Source organism: Stappia stellulata (assembly GCF_020176715.1).
In the GTDB taxonomy this organism is placed as follows: domain Bacteria; phylum Pseudomonadota; class Alphaproteobacteria; order Rhizobiales; family Stappiaceae; genus Stappia.
This window is the reverse complement of record NZ_JAIVMF010000001.1, coordinates 442581-463901: the sequence shown is the minus strand read 5'-3', so window position 1 is coordinate 463901 and position 21321 is coordinate 442581. Positions and strand designations below refer to the sequence as shown.

Sequence of the window (21321 nt, the reverse complement as noted above, 5' to 3'; positions counted from 1 at the left end):
ATGCCCAATCCATCCGACTTCGTCGCAACGCCCGATGACGGCGTGGCCTGGATCACCGGTGCGAGTTCCGGCATAGGCGCCGCCCTTGCGAGCAAGCTTGCCGGAAAGGGCTGGCGCGTCGCGGTGACGGCCCGCTCGGCCGACGACCTGCGCGCGCTTGCCGAGGAGTGCGCCGGCCTGCCGGGCAAGATCCTGGTTCATCCGGGCGACACGACCGACGAAGCGCGCATGGCGCAGATCGTCGCCGACATCGAGGCCGATGCCGGCGCGATTGCCCTGGCGGTGCTGAATGCCGGCGTCTATCTGCCGGTCGATGGCACGGCGCCCGACCTCAGGGCGTTTCAAAAATCCTTCGACGTCAATCTGGGCGGCACGGTCAATTGCCTGGTGCCGCTGCTCGAGGCGATGCGCGGTCATGGCCGCGGGCAGGTTGCCCTTGTCGCCTCCGTTGCCGGATATGGCGGGCTGCCGACGTCGGCCGCCTATGGCGCGACGAAGGCCGGACTGATCAATCTGGCCGAGGCGCTGAAGTTCGATCTCGACCGCATTGGCGTGCGCATCCAGATCGTCTCGCCGGGCTTCGTCGACACGCCCGCGACGAAGGACAATCCCTTCCCGATGCCCCATCTGATGCAGGTCGAGGACGCGGCCAGCCGGTTGCATGACGGGCTGAAGCGGCGGGGAAATTTCGAAATCACCTTCCCGCGCCGCTTCACCTGGCAGCTCAAGGCGCTGCAGCTTTTGCCCTACCGCTGGTATTTCGCGCTTCTTGGGCGCTCGACCGGCTGGTCGAAGAAGGGGCCGCCGGAGGCCAGGCCGCGCGACACTGTGGCTGAAGCGGCCCAATAGGCGGCGTTTGTCTCAGACGCGCGCCTGAGCGGCGGCGATCTTCTCCGACAGGCGGGCATGTTCGCCCGCGTCGAGCGGAAACCGCCACATCAGGGCGATCGCCGCAAGCTTCAGCCCCACCGGAACAATGGCGTAAAGCGCGACGAGCATGCCAAGGCCCGCCGCGCCGCCGCCGGTGGCATCGGTTCTGAAGCCGGCCAGCTCCAGCACGGGAAACGCCAGGCCGACGGCGAGCGCCAGCGACAGTTTCGTCGCCAGTCCCCACAGCGCGAAATAAAGCCCCGAGCGCCGCGCGCCCGAGGAGACTGTGTCAACGTCGATGACGTCGGCCTGGATCGACGAGGGCAGGGCAAGATCGGCGCCGAGCGCCAGACCGGTGAGCACGCAGATCGCGGCAAAGCCCCAGAGGTCTCCGGGGCCGAGCAGCGGCACGGTGATGAAGATCGCGCAAGCCCCGAGCATCGCGACCGACCAGGTGCGGTGCTTGCCGAAACGCCGGCTGACCGCCAGCCACAGCGGAACGCCCGCCACCCCGCACAGGAAATAGAGAAACAGGAACGGCCCCTGCATCTGCGGGGCTTCGAGCACGCGCGCAACGAAGAACAGGAAGAGCGTTGCCGGAAGGCCGTTGGCAAAACCGTTGAGCACGAAAGCGGCGAGCAGGCGCAGGAACGGCCGGTTGGCGCGCACATGGGCAAGACCGGCGCGCAAGGCGGGCGGCGGCCGGCCGGTGTCGGCCGGTTCCGGCAGTCGCCAGACGGCGGCAAGCGTCAGCACCGGCAGCGCCACGGCAACGAACAGCGCGAGAATATGAAGCGACAGCGCCTGGCCTTTCGCGCCGAGCGCCTCGGCGATCCCCGGAACCGAGACCGCAAGCACGGTCCCGACCAGCACCATGCCCTCGCGCGCGCCGGCGATCCGGCTGCGCCCGTGATAGTCGGAGACGAGATCGGCGCCCCAGGCCGTGTAGGGAATGACGCAGGCAGTGTAGCCGAGCGACAGCGCGATGCCCCAACCCAGCAGATAGAGCCCGCTCGCCCCCTCCGGCGGGGTGAGGATCATATAGGCGGCAACGGCCGCTGGCAGGGAGGCTGCGAGAAACCAGCCCCTGCGGCGTCCGAGCGGCGGGTGGAAGCGGTCGGACAAAACGCCGACGACCGGGTCGGACAGCGCGTCGATCAGCCGGACGGCCAGCAGGATCAGCCCGACCTGCGCCAGCGGCAGGCCGATGCTCTCCGCGTAGAAGGTCGGCAGGATCACGTAGAGCGGCAGGGTGAGCGCGGCCAGCGGCAACGCCGGTCCGGCGTAGGCCGCAAGCTGCGCGAGGGTGAGGCCGCGATCCGCGGGGCGTCCTGCCACGGATCAGGGCGCCTTCACGTAGATCATCTGCCGCACGTCGATGTTGCCGGAGCGAAACCCCGCCTCGCAATAGTGGAAGTAGAACTCCCAAAGCCGCTTGAAGCGCTCGTCGAAGCCGAGCGGGCGGATGCGCGGCCAGGCGGCCCAGAAACGATGCCGCCATTCTTCCAGCGTGCGGGCATAGTCATGGCCGAAGATCCGCTGTGCGGCCAGCGTCATGCCGCTGCGCGAGCCGAGCTCGTCGAGCGTGGACGGCGGCGGCAGCATGCCGCCCGGGAACACATGTCTCTGGATGAAGTCCGGCGTCTTGCGATAATCGTCGAACAGATTGTCCTGGATCGTGATGATCTGCAGGCCGGCGCGCCCGCCGTCCTTCAGGCAGCCCGCGACCTTGTGGAAATAGGTCTGCCAGTACTGCTCGCCGACCGCCTCGAACATCTCGATGGAGGCGATCCGGTCGTATTGGTTGGTCTCGTCGCGGTAGTCCTGCAGCTTGATGGTGACCTTGTCGTTGAGGCCGCCTTCCTGCATGCGCCGGCAGGCGAAGTCGTATTGCTCCTGCGAGATGGTCAGGCCGGTGACCTTCGCGCCGATCTCGCGCGCGACATATTCGGCGAAACCGCCCCAGCCGCAGCCGATCTCCAGAACATGGTGGTCGGCGCGAATGTCGGTCTCGCGGGCAAGTGCCTGGTACTTGAGCCGCTGGGCCTGCTCCAGGTCGTTGACGCCGCCGTCGAACAGCCCCGAGGAATAGGTCATCGTCGGGTCCAGCCACTCGCGATAGAAGGCGTTGCCCAGATCGTAGTGGGAGGAGATGTTGCGCCGCGACCCGGACTTGGTGTTGCGGTTCAGCCAGTGCCGCAGGCGGATCAGCATGCGGTAGACCCGGGTGCCGCGCAGCATGTCGGCGGTGGCGTCGCGGTTGCGGCAAAACAACTCCAGAAACGTGGTGACGTCGGAGCTGGTCCATTCCCCGGCCATATAGGCCTCGCCGACGCCCACATCCGCGCCGCTCAGCAGGCGGCGGATGAAGCGCCAGGAATGGATCTTGACGTCCGCATCCGGACCCGCCTCTTCGCCACGCACCAGATAGCGGTGGCCCTCCGGCGTTTCGATGGTCAGCGATCCGACCCTCAGGTTGAGCGCGACGCGCATGCCGAGGCGCGCCAGCCGCGGAAGGCCTGCGAGCGCATTGCGCGCGTTGTCGGGGGTGAGATGAATTGAAGTCGACATGGTCAAACCTCGTCAAACGGCCGGGGCGGTCAGGCCCTGGGGGAAGCGGTGGTGCGCGAAACGGCGCTTGGGCGTTTTGACGGCGAGTGAAATGGTGCCCCTTTCCACCAAAGTTTCAGGGCCTCCCAGTGGATGCCTGCCACCACTTTGAGTGTCATGAAGGGAATTTTCAAGCAGACCGCGACCACGTTCCGCGACGTCAGGGGCCGATATCTGCCGGCGAAACTTGCAGAGAGAATGGGCCCCTCCGCGTCGTTTTCAAGGATGCGCACGCGCACGGCTTCGCCAGGGGGGAGAATGCGGAAGCGATAGGTCTGCTGCATGTCGAGAAAGGGCGAGACGTAAAACGCCTTGTCCCGGGTCTGGCGGATGCCTTCCGGTCCGCTCTGGCCCGCCGTCACCGGCTCCACATAGGTGTGGATGTCGCCAAACGTGTTGCGCACCTCATAGACCAGCGCGATCAGCCGGTCGGTCGCGTCATAGGCGAAATAGACCGACAGCGGATTGAAGACGAAGCCGAAAACGCGCGGATAGCACAGCAGGAGCACCCGCGCGGCGGGCATCGTCAGACCGTGCGCGGCCAGTTGCGCATCGACATGGGCGCGCAAGGGCGTTCCGTCGCGCGGGCCGTGATCGGCCTCGCGAAAGCTCAGCAGATTGAAGCGCCCGATGGAAAACGCCCAGGATCTTGCAGCCGCCTCCGGCAAGCGGTCGAGATCGATCAGCAGGGTGAAGACGGTGTAGCTGAACCGGTGGCCGAAGGGCTTCAGCCGCGCATGCATGACCTTGCCGGGATAAAGCGCTGCCGCTTCCGGTGGCGGGGGGCCGTTCGCCGGCCAGGTCGTTGCCACATGACGCATGGTCACTCCGCTGCCTCTGCCGCCCGAGCGGTGCCTTCGGCGTCGATGCGCCACGGGATTTCCGCACCGATCGCCTGCGCCGCGGCCAGTCCGGCCTTGAGACCGTCCTCGTGAAACCCGTAGCCGCACCAGGCGCCGCAATACCAGGTGTTGCCGCTGCCCTGGATCTGGCCGAGCGCGTTTTGCGCGGAAATCGCGGCACCGTCGAACTGCGGATGATCGTATTCGAAGGTGGCGAAGGTGAGGTCGGGGTGCGGCGGCTCGACCGGGTTGAGGCTGACGAACACCGGCTTGTCCTCGGGCAGGTTCTGCAGCCGGTTCATCCAGTAGGTGACCGAGGCATCGCGGAACGGCGCATCGGAATCGCTGGAGGCGAGATAGTTCCACGACGCCCATACCCGCCGCCGGCGCGGCATCAGCGCGCGGTCGCGATGCAGATAGACCGCGTTCGGCCGGTAGCGGATCGCCCCCAGGATATTGCGCTCCTCCGGCGTGGCATCGCCCAGCATCGCCAGCGTCTGGTCGGTGTGGGCGGCCATGACGACGCGGTCGAAGACATCCTCGTGACCGTGGACATCACGCACATGCACCTTGCCGGCGCGGCGGGTGACCTCGGCGACCGGGGTTGCGAGCCGGATCCGGTCGCGAAACGGCGAGACCAGCCGCTCCACATAGCTGCGGCTGCCGCCGGACACGGTGCGCCAGATCGGCCGGTCCTGGTTGACCAGCCGGTGGTTCTCGAAGAAGGCGATGAAGTTCTCCGCCGGAAAGGCCAGCATGTCGGCCGGCGGCGTCGACCAGATCGCGGCCCCCATCGGCAGCAGGTAGTCGCCGGTGAAGCTCTTGGAAAAACGGCGCTTGGCGAGATAGGCCTCCAGCGACAGCCCGGCCAGCATGCCGGAGGCGCGGTCGAGCACCGCCAGCTTGTTGAAGCGCAGGATCTCGCGCAGCATCCACAGGAAGCGTGGCGAGGCGGCATTGCGGCGCTGTCCGAAGACGGTGTTCAAATTGATGCCAGACCATTCGCGCACGCCGCGATCCAGCGAGAAGGCGAAGCTCATGTCGCTTGCTTCGGTGCCCACGCCGAGGTGATCGAGCAGCGCCGTGAAGTTCGGATAGTTCAACTCGTTGTAGACGATGAAGCCGGTGTCGACGGACAGGGGCGTGCCGCCATGGTCGATGTCCACGGTCGCGCTGTGGCCGCCAGGGCGGTCGCGCTTCTCGTAGAGCGTCACGTCGTGGCTCTCGCTCAAGGCCCAGGCGGCACTGTTTCCGGCGATGCCCGATCCGATGACGGCAATGCGCATGGCGTGTCCTTTTCTTATGCGGAGTTTTTTATGGATTGGAATGCGTCAAGGGCACGCTGGCGCGCCTTGCCGTGATCGACGATCGGGCGCGGGTAGGTCGTGTCCAGTCGCACGCCGGCCGCCTCCAGCACGGAAGAGGGCGCGTCCTGCGGCTTGTAGAGATATTTGTCGGGCATCTTCGCCAGCTCCGGCACCCAGCGACGGGTATAGGCGCCGGCGCCGTCGAATTTCTCGCCCTGCGTGGTCGGGTTGAAGATGCGGAAAAAGGGGGCCGCATCCGCGCCGGACCCGGCGACCCACTGCCAACTGGCCGTGTTGTTGGCGTCGTCGGCATCGACGAGCGTGTCCCAGAACCAGGCCTCGCCCTTGCGCCAGTCCATCAGCAGGTGCTTGACGAGGAAGGAGCCGACCACCATGCGCACCCGGTTGTGGATGTAGCCCGTGTGCCAGAGCTCGCGCATGCCGGCATCGACCAGCGGATAGCCGGTCTGGCCCCTGGTCCAGGCGCGAAACTCCGCCTCATCCTCGCGCCAGGGGAAGGTGTCGAACTTTGGCTGGAAATTGTCGTGCGGCAGGGCGGGGAAGTGGAAGAGCAGGTGGTGGGAAAACTCGCGCCAGCCAAGCTCGGCCTGGAATTTCGCCAGCGTCTGGTCGCCGACCGCGGTGCGACCGTCGTCGGCGCGATGCTCCGCCGCCTGCCAGATCCGTCGCGGCGAAATCTCGCCGAACCGGAGATGGGGCGACAGCATCGAGGTGACGGCGGCACCCGGCTCGTCGCGGTGGCCGGCATAATCTGCGAGCCGGTCCGACAGGAACGCGTCCAGCCGCTCGAAGGCGCCAGCCTCGCCCGGCGTCCAGGTCTCGCGCAGGCCGCCGGCCCAGTCGGGCCGGGTCGGCAGGAGCGCCCAGTCCTCGAGACGGTCGCTACGGGGGAGATCGTCATGGCCGGTGGTGGTACACGGCGCGGCCTCGGGCTTGCCGGTCGGGGCCTGCATCGCGCCGAGGGCGCGCGCGGCGCGCCAGAACGGGGTGAACACCTTGTAGGGATCGCCGCTGCCGGTCTTCACCTCCCACGGCTCGATGAGAAGGGCGGCGTTGAAGCTCGCCGTCTCCACGCCCCGGCGTTTCAGCTCCGCCTTGATCGAGGTGTCGGCCGCCACGCCGCCCGGATCGTATCGTCGGTTCCAGACCACGCGGGTGATCCCGGTCTCGCGCAGGACATCGTCGATTGCCGATGCCGCAGGGCCCTGGCGCAGGATGAGCGCAACGCCGAGCTTTTCGAGATCGTCGCGAAGGGCGGTCAGCGAGTGATGCAGCCACCAGCGACTTGCGGAACCGAGCGGCCGGAGGTTTTCGGTCTCGTCGTCGAGGACATAAAGCGCGAGGACGGGACCCTCGCCATTCAGGGCGTCCGTCAGGGCAGGATTGTCATCTATGCGCAGATCGTTACGGAACCAGACGAGGGTTGCGGCGGAAATTTCTTTTTCAATCATTATCCATGAAAGTCCGGATCCAGGGGCGCTTGCAATTTCTTCTTACGCCCGTGTGTCCTTGATGGATTAGCGTTTTTTCGCGCGGGAGGCGGAAAAGTTTCGGGCCAACCGTCGCCGCGCGCGGTGCTGCGGAAACGGGTGGCCCGATACGGGAGGCCGGCGTCGGAATGCGGGGAAGCTTGCCCGCGCCGGAACCTGTATGTCTCATGCGTCCGCGAGGGTCGCGGACGGTTTGTCGCAGCGTCTGATACAGCAAGAACGGGTCAGGCGCGGAACGGTTCCGTCAGCCAGGTCCACGCGACACGCACGCCGTCGGTTGCGGCGGTGAAGCTTGCCACGATCGCGCTCCAGATCCGCTCGCCGAAGGAGGCGATCCGCTCCATGGCGGAGGGCTCCTCGGTCGGCGTCTGCTCGATGAACTCGATCGCCGTCTGCACGGACGGAGCATCGACCACCCGGCGGGTCACGACCAGCCGGGCATCGGGGGCAACCCGCGACTCGTCGGTCTTGGCGACCGTCTGGGTCGCGCCTTGGCTGTCGTCGAGAAGGGCGCGCACGACCACCGCCCGGCCGTTCGGCAGGAGGTGGGTCTCGTTATGCGCCACTTCACTGTCGTAGATGACCTCGCCGTGCTCGTCGATCAGCTCGACCCAGACGGCGGTGCGTCCGTTGAGCTCGACTTCGCCGACCCAGATCGCATAATCGTCCGAGCCGGAGGATGCGCCCACCGGCGTTCCAAGCGTGACGGCGAGCCGGTCACTTGGAAGGAGAAAGGTTTCCCTGTCTTCCTTCTGGAGCGTGGTGTCCGCCGCGGCGTCGAGCGCGAGGGCGCTGCCGCCGGTAACTGTCATGGCGAGTGCGGCCGCAAGTGCCGTTCGTCGCCCAAGTCGCTTCAAGCCAAACATTCGCGCCTCCCACGGCCTGGCGAACCCGATTTTTACGCATCGGTGAGCGCCTGAATGTCGATACCGTTAAGATTTGGTGTCCAACGTCCAGATAGTCTAGACGCGACACTGGCGACACTCGCTCAAACATCCTGACGAAACCGTAATATGGATCACAAACCGAACGGATTTCATTAGGGAACTGTTTACCAGTGTCGAGAGCGGTCAGGTAACGAATTGATATCGAAAGATATTTTTCAAAGGCGGGAATGTGACGGACATGAGGCGCAATCGTGACATGGTAAACGTCACGTTTTCGTGATCGTTTGAATTTTTTATTGTCTGCGGCCTTTTTTCAACGGTTTCGGCCGCGCGCACCCCCTGGTTTCCGCAGGTTTTGGGGCGCGCAAGGCCGGGGTTGCGCCACTCAGAGGGCGCCGGCGGCGGTGAAACCGTAGGAGGCCAGGATTTCCTGACCGGCCGGGGACAGGATGAAGACCGCGAGCTGCCAGGCGGCCTGAGGCGCGTCGTTCACCACCGTCAGGCCGTAGTTCGCGCCGACGCTCAGCGCCTCGGGAAGGGCGACGATCTTCAGCTCGGGCACATCGCGCTGCGCCAGCACCGCATTGGTGCAATAGGTCAGGAAGAGATCCGCCTTGTCGCTCTCCATCACCCAGCCGTAGGGGTTGCGCCCCTCCGGAGCCTTGGCGCTGTCCTTGCCGCCGGTCAGTTGGAACGCCTTGGCCTTGAGCGCCTCGGTTGCACCGCTTGAGAAGGCCTCCGCCTTGTCGAACACCTGGAAGGCATAGTCGCCGGCCGGGTCCGCCTTGGGGGTGGAGGTTCCGACGCGCACTTGCGGATCGAGCAGGGTGGCAAGCAGCGTCTCCGTCTCCACCGCCAGATCCGCCTGCGCCAGCGCGCAAAGCCGGTTGCGGGCGAAGAGTGCGACGGGACCGGCCTTGCCGGCCGTGGCAAGGGTCGTCGGGTGCTTCATGTTGGCCGAGGCATAGACCTCGGCCGCCTCGCCGCCCTCGATGCGTTCGCGCAGCAGGCCGGACGGGCCGAAGGCGCGGGCGACGGTCACGCCGTGGGTTTTTTCATACAGGTCGGCGATGTCGCTCATCGCGGCCTTGAGGCTGCCGGCAGCATGCAGTTTGACGGTCGGTTCGGCCATGGTGGGGCTTGTGAAGAGGGACAGGACAACGGCGGTCGCAAGCGCAAGGCGCATCGCTGGTCTCCGGAAAAGGCGTGAAGGAAGGGGGTACGGCGAACCCCGGGGCTCGGCCTGCCGCTGCACCAAGGGGGTGACGCGCGGGGCCCGGCCGGGTCGGGCCGGGGAAGGGGCCTGCGCCGGGGTGTGCCGGCGCAGGCGGAAAGATCAGCTTCCGGCGGGAGCGTTCGGGAAGAACAGCTGCTGGCCGTCGACCTTGTAGTTGGCGATGGCCGCCTGGCCCTCTTCGGAAATCACCCAGTCGACGAAGGTCTGGCCGAGCTCGCTCTTTACGTTGGAGTGCTTTTCCGCGTTCACCAGGATGATGCCGTACTGGTTGAACATGCGGTTGTCGCCCTCGACCGCGATTGTGTAGTCGCCCTTGTTGCCGAAGGCGATCCAGGTGGCGCGGTCGGTCATGATGTAGGCGCCCATGCCGGTGCCGGTGTTGAGCGTCGCGCCCATGCCGGAGCCGGTCTCGCGGTACCAGTCGCCGGACGCCGCGCCGATGTCGATGCCGGCTTCCTTCCACAGGCGCAATTCGGCCTTGTTGGTGCCGCTGTCGTCGCCGCGCGAGGCGAAGGGCGCCTTGGCGGCGGCGATCCTGGTGAGGGCGTCGACCACATCGGAGGAGCCGGCGATACCGGCCGGGTCGGACGGCGGGCCGACGATCACGAAGTCGTTGTACATGACGTCATGACGCTTCACGCCGTCGCCGGCGGCGACGAATTTTTCCTCCGCCGGGCGGGCATGCACAAAGAGCACGTCGCCGTCGCCATTGGCCGCGTTGCGGATCGCCTGGCCGGTGCCGACGGCAACCACGCGCACCTCGATGCCGGTCTTGTCCTTGAAGATCGGCAGCAGGTGGTCGAACAGGCCGGAGTTCTGGGTCGAGGTGGTCGACTGCACGATGATGAACTTCTCGTCGGCCGCAGAAACCGGCGCGGATCCGCCGGCGGCCAGTGTCGCGGCAAGCGTGCCGGCGAGTGCGAGGGAGAGGAACTGACGTCTGAACATATAAGGCTCCCAGGTGTTCAGGGTGTCGGGGACGTGTGGGGGGAGGAGAGGTCGTCGAGATAAAGACGCCCCTCCAGCCAGGCGCGCGCGGCGCCCGAACTCGGGGTTTCAAGCACGCGGGCAGCGGGACCGGTTTCGACCAGACGTCCGGCGTGCAGGAAGGCGATGTCGTCGCCCAGGCGACGGGCCTGGCCCTTGTCGTGGGTGATCATGACGATGGTGATGCCGCGGGCATGGGCGGTGGCGATCAGGTTCTCGATCGCAAGCGTCGACGCGGGGTCAAGGCTGGCGGTGGGTTCGTCCAGAAACAGCAGGCGCGGCGTGCAGGCGAGCGCACGGGCGAGGGCAAGACGCTGTTGCTCACCGCCCGACAGGACCCGCGCCGGCCGTTTGGCCAGATCGCCGAGACGCGCCTGCTCCAGCGCTTCCTCCACGCGCCGGCGTCGTTCCGCCCCGCCGATGCCGCGCACGGCGAGGGCGAACTGCAGATTGGCGATCACCGAGCGGCGCAGCATCACCGGGCGCTGGAACACCATGGCCTGCTCGCGCATGGCCGTGCGGTCGAGCGGCTTGCCGCGCCAGACGACCTCGCCGGAGGTTGGGGCGATCAGGCCGTGCAACAGGCGCATCAGCAGGCTTTTTCCGGCCCCGTTCGAGCCCATGACGATGAGGCGCCGGCCCTCGCGGATGTCGAGGTCGATGTCGTCCACCAGCGGCTTGCCCTGCGGGCGAAAGGAGACCCCGCGCGCCTGCATCAGGAGCGGTGCCGGTGCGCTTGCCGGCGTCACGTAGCCGCCGTCGATTGTCTTCAGGCAGGCATCAGGCATAGGCGGACCTCACGGCGGAGGCGCGCAGGGCCATCACGGCGGCGTTGACGATCACCGCGATCGCGAGAAGCACGACGCCGAGCGCCAGCGCGAGTTCGAGGTTCCCCTTGGAGGTCTCCAGCGCGATGGTCGTCGTCATCACCCGCGTGACGTGATTGATGTTGCCGCCGACGATGATCACGGCGCCGACCTCCGCTACGGCGCGGCCGAAGCCGGCAAGCGCGACCGTCAGCAGGCTGTAGCGCGCATCCCATAAGAGCGCGGCCACCCGGTCGAGCGGGCCGACGCCGAGCGAGGCGAACTGTTCGGCATATTCGCTGTGCAGATCCTCGATCACCTGGCGCGTGAGTGCTGCCACGATGGGCGTGACCAGAATCGTCTGGGCGATGATCATTGCCGTCGGCGTGTAGAGCAGCCGCAACGGCCCGAGCGGCCCGGCGGCGGACAACATCAGATAGACGACCAGGCCGACGACGACGGGCGGAAGCCCCATCAGCGCGTTCAGCAATACGGTCACGACCCCGCGCCCGGGAAAGCGGAACGCACCGACTAGCGCGCCGAGCGGCAGGCCGATCAGGCAGGCAATGACGACCGCGCTCAGGGTCACCCGCAGGGACAGCGCGATGATCTCGATCAGATCGGCATCGCCCAGAAGGATCAGCCCGACCGCATTCCACAGCGTTGTCGCAAAATCTTGCATCTATGCATTCTCTCCGTCCTGTCGGAAATAATGCACAAAAATGCGGGATAATCTACAGGGCGATTTGCACAGGTCGGGTCTTTGGGCGGAAAGCCCGTGCCGGCCGCCCCCGGTCGATGATCCTCAGATCCGCGGAGGGTGCGGGTCAGACCGGCTTCAGGCCGGCTTCAGGCTGATTGCGCGTTTTTCCCGGTAGAGCAATTTGTCGGCGCGAAGGATCATCTCCTCGGCCTCCAGCGATCCGTCGGTTTCCTGAAAGCCGATGCTGAAGTGGATGGACACGCCCGCCACGGAGAGAGACTGCGCGACGTCGGCAAGGGCCTTGCGGATGCGATTCACCGCCTGGACGGCGTCCTGTTCGCCGGTTTCCGGCCAGATGATCATGAATTCGTCGCCGCCCCAGCGGCCGACGGTGTCGACATCGCGCAGGTTCGCGCGCAGGCAGCGTGTGAAGGCGGTCAAAACCTCGTCGCCGATGTGATGTCCATGGGTATCGTTGATGCTCTTGAACCCGTTGAGGTCGATCATCGCCAGCGTCATCAGGTGATCGAAGCGGCGGCAGCGTTCGACTTCGTCGACGAGGATCTTGGACAATTGGCGGCGGTTGTAGACCCCTGTCAGCGGATCCTTGATCGCGGCGCGCTGCAACTCGTCGATCAGTTTCGCGCGTTCGGAGATGTCGCGCACGACGGCGGTGAATTCGACCTCGTCGCCCACCTTGATCTTCGCGATTGTCACCTCCGCGGGAAACTCCGTTCCGTCGGAGCGCAGCCCCATGACCGCGACGCGCGATTCCATCGGCCGCGAGTTGATCGGCGAGCGTTTGAACCCCTCCAGATAGCCGGTGTGCTTGTCGCGAAACCGGGAGGGGATCAGTGTTTCCAGTGGGCGACCGATGGCCGCGTCCCGCTCGATCTTGAAGATCTCGCAGGCGGCGCTGTTGAACAGCACGATGCGATGTTCGCGGTCGACGGAGATAATGCCGTCATAGGCGGCTTCGACAACGGCCTCAAACCGGCTGCGCGACTGGCTCAACGAGGTCTCCAGCAGTTTCTTTTCGGTAATGTCGATGCAGGTGTTCAGGACCTGACGGGTGGCGCCTTCTCCGGACAGGATCGGGGAATAGACGAACCGCCACCAGGAGACCCGTCCGCCACGGTCGATCACCAGTTCGGTTTCCGTCGTGTTTTGCGTGGACAGGCATTCGACAATGCGTTCCGACAGGGGCTGGGTCAGATAGCGGGGAAAAATGTCGGACAGGCGCGCTCCGGCCATGGTGTCGGTGTCGCGATCGAGCATGGTCGCAAAGGGGCGGTTGGCGGCCAGGATGTCGAAATTGTCCCGTGCGTCGGCACTGAAAATCGCGGCACTCGCCCCGATCGCGTTGACGAGGGACGTCAGGGATTTCTGGTCGTCGGGGACAAATGCCATGCAGGTGATCTCGGCTGTTGGTCGGAAGGGGCTGTCGGGTCCGGCTTTTCTGCCGGCTCGCACGACAAGTGCTTTAATTGTAAAATTTAACGATGTTATTAATCAATAAAACCCATATCCTTTGTATATAATTAGCGTGCCCAGATTGGCGAAAACGGCATTCACCAGTCGACTCCCCATATATTTCATTAAATCATATATTCGAAATTATTGTCATGTTTTGACGCAGGTCATTGTCGCCCTTCAGACAAATCGGAGAGGACGAAAATCGAAATGGCAGGGACATCCGGTTCCCGCCGCGCGCGGGTCTGTCGTTCGTCGGGCCGGTGAAAGGCAGAAGGGAGAGGGTGGACATGACGATCCAACATCAAACGGGGACGCCTGAGCCGCGCCATCGACCCTTGCGCCGTGTGGCAGGAGTTCTGGTTGTCGCGGTTGCCCTTGCGGTCTTGGGGAGGGCCGATCTTGCGCGCGCGGCGTCTGAGCTGCGCGTTCTGCCCGTGACCGCCACGACGTTTGCCATCGTCGGAGAGCTTGCGCAGCGCTCGCCCGACAATCTTGCCAACAACGCGACCTTCGGGGTGATCGACACCGACGCCGGGCTGGTGCTGGTCGATCCGGGCGGCAGCCGGAAAGGCGCCGCTGCGCTCGACGCGGCGATTGCGACCGTGAGCGACAAGCCGGTGGTGCTTGTCATCGATACCGGCGGGCAGGACCATCGATGGCTCGGCAATGCCTATTGGATGGAGCGTGGCGCGCGGGTGATCGCCTCCGCCGCGGCCGTCGCGGACCAGAAATCGCGGGCCTCGCTTCAGTTCACCATGCTGGGCCAGTTGCTCGGCCCCGCGCTCGACGGCACAGAGGCGATCCATGCGCCGGAGACCTTCGAGGATCGCATGGAAATCGAGGTCGGCGGGCGGCGCATCGAGATCGTGCATCCCGCTCCGGCCCATACGCCGGGCGACAGCTTCGTCTGGCTTGCCGACGAACGGGTGGTGTTTTCGGGCGATATCGTCTTCGCCGACCGCCTGCTCGGCCTGCTCGACGTCTCCAGCCTGCGCGGCTGGATCGAGGCCTTTGAGGCAATCGCGGCGCTCAAGCCGGCGCATGTCGTTCCAGGCCACGGGGAGCCCATCGATCTGGCGCGGGCGCAGGCCGACACACTGGCCTATCTGGTGAACCTTCGCGATCGCATGCGCGCGCATATCGAGGCGGGCGGCGACATGATCGGATCGGTCGAGGTCGACCAGCAGGCCTTCGCCCACCTTCTCCAGTTCGAGGCGCTGGCGAAGCGCAATGCCCAGCAGGCGTTCAGCGAACTTGAATGGGAGTAGCCTTCGCTGGCCGCCACGAAAGCCGATTCAATGAAAAGGACGAAAAAGACGGCCTGTCCGGGCGCCTTTTTCGTCCTGTCGCGCGGGACGGGGAGGGGAGCCGATGGGGCCGCTCGTCCCGCGTCGCCGGTCTTCCGCCGGCGTTATTGCGCGGTGATGACGGTCATCACCAGCTTGCCGTCGACCTTGACCGGCCCGTCTTCCTTGGCGCCCAGCGAATATTCGAAGCCGCCGGTCTTCATGCCGCCGTCCTCGCCGTGGACCATCAGCATCAGCTTGTCGCCGGATGCGACCGGCTCGCTGAGGATCGCGGCGACGTCGGTGGTCTCGCCGGCGCGGATCGGGGCGTAGCCGACAACGGGGCCGGGCTTGCTGCCGTCGGTGCGGTGCACCACCAGCCAGCCGTTGTTCTCGGCCGTCACCTTGGCGGCCGACACGATGCCGTTTGCGACCGACTGGTCCATGGCTTCGACGCCCATCGCGTGGTCGTCGGCGGAAGCGGTGCCGGCGGCGGCGATCAGGGCGATGGAAAGGAGAATGCGCTTCATGATGGCTCCTGCTGTTTCTTGCTGCGTCGTTGCGAAAAAAGCGTCGGCTTTCCGGCCGTGCATGAAGGAGCTACCGTGCGACCGGGCAAAAGGTTTCAAGGGACCCGGGAAAAACCGGAAATTTTTCTGCCGGGCCGGGTTCGGGCGATGCGGGCTTGATTGTGTGCCGCCGCGCCGCGACGATGGGGCCGTTCTTGAATCACAGGCATTCGACAGGTCCGGTGTTTCTTGTCATAGGTTGTGCAGACGGGAGTCTCTGCTGAATGACAATTGCTTCTGGCGCATCCGCGGATGCGACATCCTCCGCATCCGATCTGGCCGGGCTGCTTGACGCGGTCGCTGTCGGCGACCGGATGGCGTTCCGCGATCTCTACGGGCGAACCAGCGCGAAACTTTTCGGCGCGGTGCTCGGTATCTGCAAGGACAGGTCCCTCGCCGAGGACGTGATGCAGGAGGCCTATCTCCGGGTCTGGCGTTACGCGGACGGGTTCGATCCGACGCGCGCCGCGCCGGTGACATGGCTCGTGACCATCGCGCGCAACGCCGCCATCGATGCGGTTCGCGCGCGCGGACGGGCAAGCGCCCTGTTCGACGGCGCGCGCGGCGAGGACGACGAGGATCCGATGATGCGGGTTGCGGATCCGACCGAACATCCCGCTCCCTGGGATCTGGAGGCGCTGAAGGCGTGTCTGGCAAGCCTGGAGAGCGATCACAGGCGCTGCGTGCTGCTTGCCTATTATGAAGGATACTCCCGCGAGGATCTGAGCGAGCGTTTCGACCGTCCGGTCGGGACGATCAAGACGTGGCTGTTTCGAGGGCTTGCCGCCCTGAAGACGTGTTTGGGCACCTCATGACGGACGACGAATGCACAGCACTGGCCGGGGAATATGTCCTCGGCACGCTTTCCGCCGCGGACCGGCGCCGGGTGGAGCGGTTGCGCGTCGACGACGCCCGTCTCGCCCGCGAAATAGAGGCCTGGGAGACCCGTCTGGCGCCCTTGTCGCAGACCCTTGAGGAGTTGCCCGCACCGGACGGCCTGCTGCCGCTTATCGAGGCCGAGCTGGACCGCGAGGCAGTGACCGTGTCGATCGAGGATGCGCCGGCGCGCGGACACGGACGGGCACGGCTGGCCTATGCGGCCGGCTTTGTCGCGCTGATGATCGGCCTGGGGTCAGGCTACTATATCCGCGACGTCCTGCCGCCGCCGCAGGGGCAGTCCTATATCGCCGTCGTCAACCGCGACGCGGGCCTGCCCGCCCTGATCGTCAAGGTGGATCTCGCCGGCCGTCAGGTCAGCGTGCGGCCCGTCTCGGCGGAAAAGCCGGAGGACAACGATCTTGAGCTTTGGTACGTCGGCCCGGATTTAGCACCGCGGTCGCTCGGCGTCATCGACGTGTCCACTCCCATAACGGCCGATCTGGACCGCAACGGCATCGCCGCCGATGGCGTGCTCGCGGTCAGCGTGGAACCGCGCGGCGGCTCGCCGACCGGCGCTCCCACCGGCCCGGTGGTCTATTCCGGCCAGCTCATTCCGGACTAGATCCTCCGACCCGTCCTGCCTGCGTCAGGGGCTGCGCCATCGGGCGCGGCCCATTTTCGTGTCTGCCCGGCACCCGCTCACGGGCGTGTGATCGCCTGTCCTGAAACTTTTCTCTCCGCCCGCCGGTAACTCCCCTGACCGCAACGATCGAAACCGCTCGCCCGGCGCGGTCACCCAGATTTGGAACTGACAGGAGAGACGTATGATCAAGGAAGCAAAGACCCTTCTGGCGACGGCCGCCGTCACCGCAGTCGTCACCGCCGCGGTCGCGACCGGTGTGGCGAAGGCGTCCAACCCGATGGTCGGCGGCGCGCCGATGTATGCCGACAAGACGATCGTCGAAAACGCCGTCAACTCCAAGGACCACACCACGCTGGTGGCCGCGGTGCAGGCGGCGGGCCTGGCCGAAACGCTGATGGGCGAGGGGCCGTTCACCGTCTTCGCGCCGACCAATGACGCCTTCGACAAGCTTCCCGAGGGCACGGTGGCAGGCCTGCTGAAGCCGGAGAACAAGGACCAGCTCACCAAGATCCTGACCTGTCATGTGGTCGCCGCCGATGCGATGTCGGACGCGATCAACAAGATGATCGCCGACGACGGCGGCGCGCATCCGGTCAAGACCGTGGGCGGTTGCGAGTTCACCGCCCGCACCAAGGACGGAAAGATCGTGATCGAGGACGGTCAGGGCAACATGGCCACCGTCACGATTGCCGATGTCGACCAGTCGAACGGCGTCATCCATGTGATCGACGGCGTGCTTCTGCCGAAGTCGTAAGCGGTTTCGCTTCGCTCCGCCTTCAGCGATGACGGCGGAGCGGCCGGCCGCGCGGGGCGACATCGCTTGCCTCTTGCCCCGTGCGGCCGGATTTTTTCAGTTTAGTCGACTGCGGAGCCGATCCGCGCCGCGATCCGCGTGGCCTCTTCCAGTGCGGCGGAGTCGATGCCGCAGGAAAAGCCGAGCGCCTCGATCCGGCGCAGCGCCGCCAGCGTGTCGACATTGCCGCGTGCGCCCGGCGCATAGGGACAGCCGCCAAGCCCGCCGGCGGAGGCATCGAACACCCGCAAGCCCCGCTCGAGAGCCACCTCGATCATCTCAAGCGCCGTGCCGCCGGTGTCGTGGAAATGCCCGACGAGCTTTTTGGCCGGGATCCGGTCCAGCACGGCGTCGAGCAGGGCGGACAGCGACGCGGAATTGCCCGCGCCGATGGTGTCGCCCAGCGAAATCTCGTAGCAGCCCATTTCCAGAAGTTTTTCGGCCACCCCTGCCACCGCCTTCGGTGCGGTCGCGCCATCATAGGGGCAGGCGATCACGCAGGAGAGATAGCCGCGCACCGGCATGCCGTCGGCGTGCGCCTCCTCCATCAGCGGCCGGAACCGCTCCAGGCTCTCGGCGATCGAGCAATTGAGATTGGCCCGGCTGAAGCCTTCGGAGGCCGAGGCGAAGACCGCGACCTCGTCGACACGCGCCGCTTTTGCCGCCTGATAGCCCTTGAGATTCGGCGTCAGCGCGGCGATTGCAACGCCGGGAACGCGTTCGATCCCCGCCACCACCTCGGCGCCATCGGCCATTTGCGGCACCCAGCGCGGACTGACGAAACTCGCCGCCTCGATCTTGGTCAGCCCCGTCCGTGACAGGGCGTTGACCAGCGCGATCTTGTCCTTGGTCGGCACGAAGACCTTGATGTTCTGCAGCCCGTCGCGGGGGCCGACCTCGAAGAGGGTGACGCGGTCCGTGGTCATGGCTTTACTTCAGCCTCGCGGACGCCGCTTCCGGCAGCCAGGTGACGATATCCGGGAACAGGATGAAGAGTACGAGAACCACGAGCTGGATCGCGAAGAACGGCAGCACGCCGCGATAGACTTGGCCGATGCCGATCCCCTCGGGCAGCACGCCCTTCAGGTAGAACAGCGTGTAGCCGAAGGGCGGGGTGATATAGGCCATCTGCGCGGTGATCATGAAGAGCACGCCGAACCACAGCGGATCGAAGCCGAGCGTCTTCACGATGGGCAGGAAGACCGGTACGCACAAGAGGATGATGCCGATCTCGTCCAGGAACAGCCCGAGCAGGATCAGCACCAGCAGCATGGCGCCCAGCACCACCCAGCGCGAAGCCTCGAGCGTCTCCACGAAGCCGAGCACGGAGTCCGCGCCGCCGGTGGCGACGAAGACCGAGATGAAGGCGCGCGCGCCGATGGTGATCCACAGGATCATGGCGGTGACGCGCAGCGTGTCGGTTGCCGCGGACGACAGGCTGGAGAGCTTCAGGCGCCCGGAAATAGCCGCGGACACCAGCGCGCCGAGCACGCCGACGGCGGCGGCTTCCGTCGGCGTGGCAAGACCCATGTAGATCGTGCCGAGCACGCTGGTGATGACGAAGGCCGGCAGCACCAGCGTCTTCAGCGTGGCAAGCCGGGCGGCAAGGCTGACGCGGGCGACGGGTTCGGCGACCGGCGCCAGCGACGGGTTCAGCCGCACGCGGATGTAGATATAGAGGCAATAGCCGGTTGCCAGGATGATGCCCGGCACGACACCGGCGATGAACATCTTGCCGATCGAGATCTGGGCGGTGATCGCATAGACGATGGTGACGACCGAGGGCGGAATGAGAATGCCGAGCGTGCCGCCGGCGCAGATCGCGCCGAGCGCCAGCGGCGGGTGGTAGCGCCGCGCCAGCATCGAGGGCAGGGCGAGAATGCCCATGGCTGCCACCGCCGCGCCGACGACGCCGGTCATGGCCGCCATGATCGTGCAGATCACGATGGTGCCAATGGCAAGCCCGCCGGACAGGCCCTGGAACCAGGTTTCCATCGCCGTGTAGAGGTCGTCGATGATCGAGGATTTCTGCAGGATCGAGGCCATCAGCACATAGAGCGGGATCGCCATCAACGCTTCCGACGTCATCGTCTCGAAGGTGTTGAGCACGGTGACGATCAGCGCGCTCGGCCCCCAGATGGTGACGGTGGCGAGAAAGGCGATGGCACCCAGCACGAAGGCCAGTCCCGCGCCGGTGAGCATCAGCAGCACGAGCGAGGCGAACATGCCGACGAGAATGAACGAGGATTCCATCACGTCGCTCCCCGCTCGGGCGTCAGAAAGACAAGCTCGGCGAGCGCCTGCAGCATGAGGAGCAGGGCGGCGAGCGGCAGCACCGCCTTGACCGGCCAGATCACCGGGTTCCAGGCGGAATAGCTGGTCTCGGCGTAGGTGTAGGACTGATGGGCGAGCGGGGCGCTGAACCACAAGAGGATCGCGCCGAAGAGCAGCGCCAGCAGCGCGGCGCAGATCTTCAGCACGACCGCCAGACGGCCGCTGGCGCGTGCCGAAAGGATATCGACGGCGACATGTCCGCCGCTGTGCAGCAGATAGGGGCCGCCGAGCAGGAAGAACGGGCCGAACAGCAGGGTCGCGAGTTCCGGCGCCCAGGAGGTCGGGTTTTCCAGGCTGTAGCGGGAAAACACCTCGAAGAGCATCAGGCCGGCAATCGCATAGACCAGCCACTTGGTGAGCGAAAACAGCGCCTTGTTGAGCGCGGTGAGCGCCCGTGCCGCGGCATGCATGTCGATGGCCTCGCAGAAAGATGGAGACCGCCCGGCCAGTGGGGCCGGGCGGGTCGATCCGGATGGATCGGTGGCGGGATCAGAGCAGGCGCAAATCCTTCATCAGGACGCGCTGCGTGTCCATCATTTCCATGGCGAGCGCGTCGCCATTGGTTGCCTTTTCCCAGGCGGCGACGGCCTTGCCGCGCGCCTCGGCCACATCGGCGGGATCCAGCATGATGACCTCGACGCCGGCTTCCTCGAACTTCGCGGTGTATTCCGCGTTGGCCACAAGAATGTCCTGGCGCAGGGCGCCGGAAACCTCGCGCGCGGCCACTTCCAGCGCGCCGCGCTGCTGGTCGTCCAACTGGCCGTAGGCGGCGGTGTTGGCGACATAGGAGGTCGCGGTGCTCGGCTGGTGCACGCCCGGCAGGATCAGATACTTGGAGACCTCATGCAGGCCTTCCTCATAGTTCGCCTTGATGTCGCCGCGGTCGGCGAAGTCGATCAGGCCCTTGTCGAGCGCGGAATAGACTTCCGAGGTCGGCAGCGGCGAGACGGTGACGCCGAAGTCGGCCATCACGGCGGAGGCGAGACCGACGAAGCGGCCCTTCAGGCCGTTCATGTCGGCGATCTTGCGGATCTCGACCTTGGAGTGGATCGGCTCCTCGCCGTAGACGGTCGGCGCGATGTAGGTCAGGCCGGCAGGCGCATAGGACTTGCGCGCAAGCTCAAGACCGCCGCGCTCGTAGAACCATGCCTCATACTGGTCCGCCTCGGGGAAGCCGAAGGGCACCGTGGAGGTGAAGCCATGCGCCGGGATCTTGCCGGCGGTGTAGCCGTCGAAGGTCTTCATCAGCTGGAAGGCACCGCCGCGCACCGCGTCGAAGGCCTGTGCGCTCGGCACGATCTGGCCGCCGGCAAACGGCGTGATCTCGAGGCTGCCGCCGGTGAGCTGCTTGACGCGCTCGCAGAACCGCTCTTCATAGAGCATCGGCGTGGTGCCGCCGCCCCAAAGCGCCTGCATCCGCCACTTGGTCGCGCCTTGCGCCCGGACCGAGGAGGCCGCGACCACGGCCGGAGCTGCGAGGGCCGCAACGCCGGCACCGCGCAGGAATGAACGCCTGCTTGAATTCGTCATGAGTGTTTCCTTCCCGTTTTATGGTGGAACCGCCGTTTCGGAAGTTTTCCG

21 protein-coding genes are annotated in these 21321 nt (G+C 65.9%); 5 read left to right on the top strand and 16 right to left on the bottom strand.

The genetic code is table 11. The features are described from left to right. Entirely contained in the window at window positions 1–849 is an 849-nt protein-coding gene (locus tag LC092_RS02145; RefSeq protein ID WP_224804568.1) for an SDR family NAD(P)-dependent oxidoreductase, read from the top strand. A gap of 12 nt (window positions 850–861) precedes the next feature. Here the strand turns inward: LC092_RS02145 and LC092_RS02140 are convergent, their stop codons facing one another. From LC092_RS02140 to LC092_RS02090, 11 genes are all read right to left on the bottom strand, one after another. Next, the gene (locus LC092_RS02140; RefSeq protein WP_224804566.1) at window positions 862–2208 is read right to left on the bottom strand and encodes an MFS transporter; all 1347 of its coding nucleotides are present in this window, start codon (window positions 2206–2208) and stop codon (window positions 862–864) included. A 3-nt stretch (window positions 2209–2211) separates the two neighbouring features. Further along, on the bottom strand, window positions 2212–3441 hold the full coding sequence (locus tag LC092_RS02135) for an SAM-dependent methyltransferase (protein ID WP_224804563.1): 1230 nt from the start codon (window positions 3439–3441) through the stop codon (window positions 2212–2214). Window positions 3442–3470: 29 nt separating this feature from the next. Continuing rightward, window positions 3471–4301, bottom strand: a complete 831-nt coding sequence (locus LC092_RS02130; RefSeq protein WP_224804561.1) for a DUF1365 domain-containing protein — start codon at window positions 4299–4301, stop codon at window positions 3471–3473. A gap of 2 nt (window positions 4302–4303) precedes the next feature. Next, the gene (locus tag LC092_RS02125; RefSeq protein WP_224804559.1) at window positions 4304–5608 is read right to left on the bottom strand and encodes an NAD(P)/FAD-dependent oxidoreductase; all 1305 of its coding nucleotides are present in this window, start codon (window positions 5606–5608) and stop codon (window positions 4304–4306) included. A gap of 14 nt (window positions 5609–5622) precedes the next feature. Then, a complete protein-coding gene (locus LC092_RS02120; RefSeq protein WP_224804557.1) occupies window positions 5623–7101 on the bottom strand; it encodes a cryptochrome/photolyase family protein in 1479 nt (492 codons plus the stop codon). Window positions 7102–7364: 263 nt separating this feature from the next. Continuing rightward, window positions 7365–8006, bottom strand: a complete 642-nt coding sequence (locus tag LC092_RS02115; RefSeq protein WP_224804554.1) for a hypothetical protein — start codon at window positions 8004–8006, stop codon at window positions 7365–7367. A gap of 406 nt (window positions 8007–8412) precedes the next feature. Continuing rightward, a complete protein-coding gene (locus LC092_RS02110; RefSeq protein WP_224804552.1) occupies window positions 8413–9213 on the bottom strand; it encodes a molybdate ABC transporter substrate-binding protein in 801 nt (266 codons plus the stop codon). Between the two features lie 150 nt (window positions 9214–9363). Continuing rightward, window positions 9364–10212, bottom strand: a complete 849-nt coding sequence (locus tag LC092_RS02105) for an extracellular solute-binding protein (protein ID WP_224804550.1) — start codon at window positions 10210–10212, stop codon at window positions 9364–9366. Between the two features lie 17 nt (window positions 10213–10229). Further along, window positions 10230–11039 (bottom strand): phosphate ABC transporter ATP-binding protein, encoded by an 810-nt coding sequence (locus tag LC092_RS02100; RefSeq protein WP_224804548.1) that lies wholly within the window; start codon window positions 11037–11039, stop codon window positions 10230–10232. Beyond that, window positions 11032–11739: an ABC transporter permease gene (locus tag LC092_RS02095; RefSeq protein WP_224804546.1), complete on the bottom strand. Its 708-nt coding sequence runs from the start codon at window positions 11737–11739 to the stop codon at window positions 11032–11034. The genes LC092_RS02100 and LC092_RS02095 overlap by 8 nt, the downstream gene beginning before the upstream one ends. A gap of 156 nt (window positions 11740–11895) precedes the next feature. Then, window positions 11896–13170, bottom strand: a complete 1275-nt coding sequence (locus tag LC092_RS02090; protein WP_224804544.1) for a diguanylate cyclase — start codon at window positions 13168–13170, stop codon at window positions 11896–11898. A 353-nt stretch (window positions 13171–13523) separates the two neighbouring features. On the opposite strand from LC092_RS02090, the gene LC092_RS02085 reads away from it, so the two are divergent. Further along, a complete protein-coding gene (locus LC092_RS02085; RefSeq protein WP_224804542.1) occupies window positions 13524–14504 on the top strand; it encodes an MBL fold metallo-hydrolase in 981 nt (326 codons plus the stop codon). Window positions 14505–14647: 143 nt separating this feature from the next. Here the strand turns inward: LC092_RS02085 and LC092_RS02080 are convergent, their stop codons facing one another. Then, the gene (locus tag LC092_RS02080; RefSeq protein ID WP_224804540.1) at window positions 14648–15052 is read right to left on the bottom strand and encodes a hypothetical protein; all 405 of its coding nucleotides are present in this window, start codon (window positions 15050–15052) and stop codon (window positions 14648–14650) included. A 263-nt stretch (window positions 15053–15315) separates the two neighbouring features. Between LC092_RS02080 and LC092_RS02075 the strand changes: the two genes are divergently transcribed. The 3 genes from LC092_RS02075 to LC092_RS02065 all read left to right on the top strand — a co-directional run bounded on the left by LC092_RS02075 (window position 15316) and on the right by LC092_RS02065 (window position 17367). After that, window positions 15316–15906, top strand: a complete 591-nt coding sequence (locus LC092_RS02075) for a sigma-70 family RNA polymerase sigma factor (protein WP_224804538.1) — start codon at window positions 15316–15318, stop codon at window positions 15904–15906. Continuing rightward, window positions 15903–16592 (top strand): anti-sigma factor domain-containing protein, encoded by a 690-nt coding sequence (locus tag LC092_RS02070; RefSeq protein ID WP_224804536.1) that lies wholly within the window; start codon window positions 15903–15905, stop codon window positions 16590–16592. Before LC092_RS02075 ends, LC092_RS02070 begins: the two co-directional genes overlap by 4 nt. A 202-nt stretch (window positions 16593–16794) precedes the next feature. Continuing rightward, window positions 16795–17367 (top strand): fasciclin domain-containing protein, encoded by a 573-nt coding sequence (locus LC092_RS02065; protein WP_224804534.1) that lies wholly within the window; start codon window positions 16795–16797, stop codon window positions 17365–17367. A 101-nt stretch (window positions 17368–17468) separates the two neighbouring features. Here LC092_RS02065 and LC092_RS02060 read toward each other — a convergent pair whose 3' ends face one another. From LC092_RS02060 to dctP, 4 genes are all read right to left on the bottom strand, one after another. Continuing rightward, entirely contained in the window at window positions 17469–18332 is an 864-nt protein-coding gene (locus tag LC092_RS02060) for a hydroxymethylglutaryl-CoA lyase (RefSeq protein WP_224804532.1), read from the bottom strand. Between the two features lie 4 nt (window positions 18333–18336). Further along, entirely contained in the window at window positions 18337–19659 is a 1323-nt protein-coding gene (locus LC092_RS02055; RefSeq protein WP_224804530.1) for a TRAP transporter large permease, read from the bottom strand. Next, a complete protein-coding gene (locus LC092_RS02050) occupies window positions 19659–20150 on the bottom strand; it encodes a TRAP transporter small permease subunit (RefSeq protein ID WP_224804528.1) in 492 nt (163 codons plus the stop codon). Before LC092_RS02050 ends, LC092_RS02055 begins: the two co-directional genes overlap by 1 nt. A gap of 79 nt (window positions 20151–20229) precedes the next feature. Next, window positions 20230–21270: a TRAP transporter substrate-binding protein DctP gene (gene dctP / locus LC092_RS02045; protein WP_224804526.1), complete on the bottom strand. Its 1041-nt coding sequence runs from the start codon at window positions 21268–21270 to the stop codon at window positions 20230–20232. Window positions 21271–21321 lie beyond the last annotated feature (51 nt).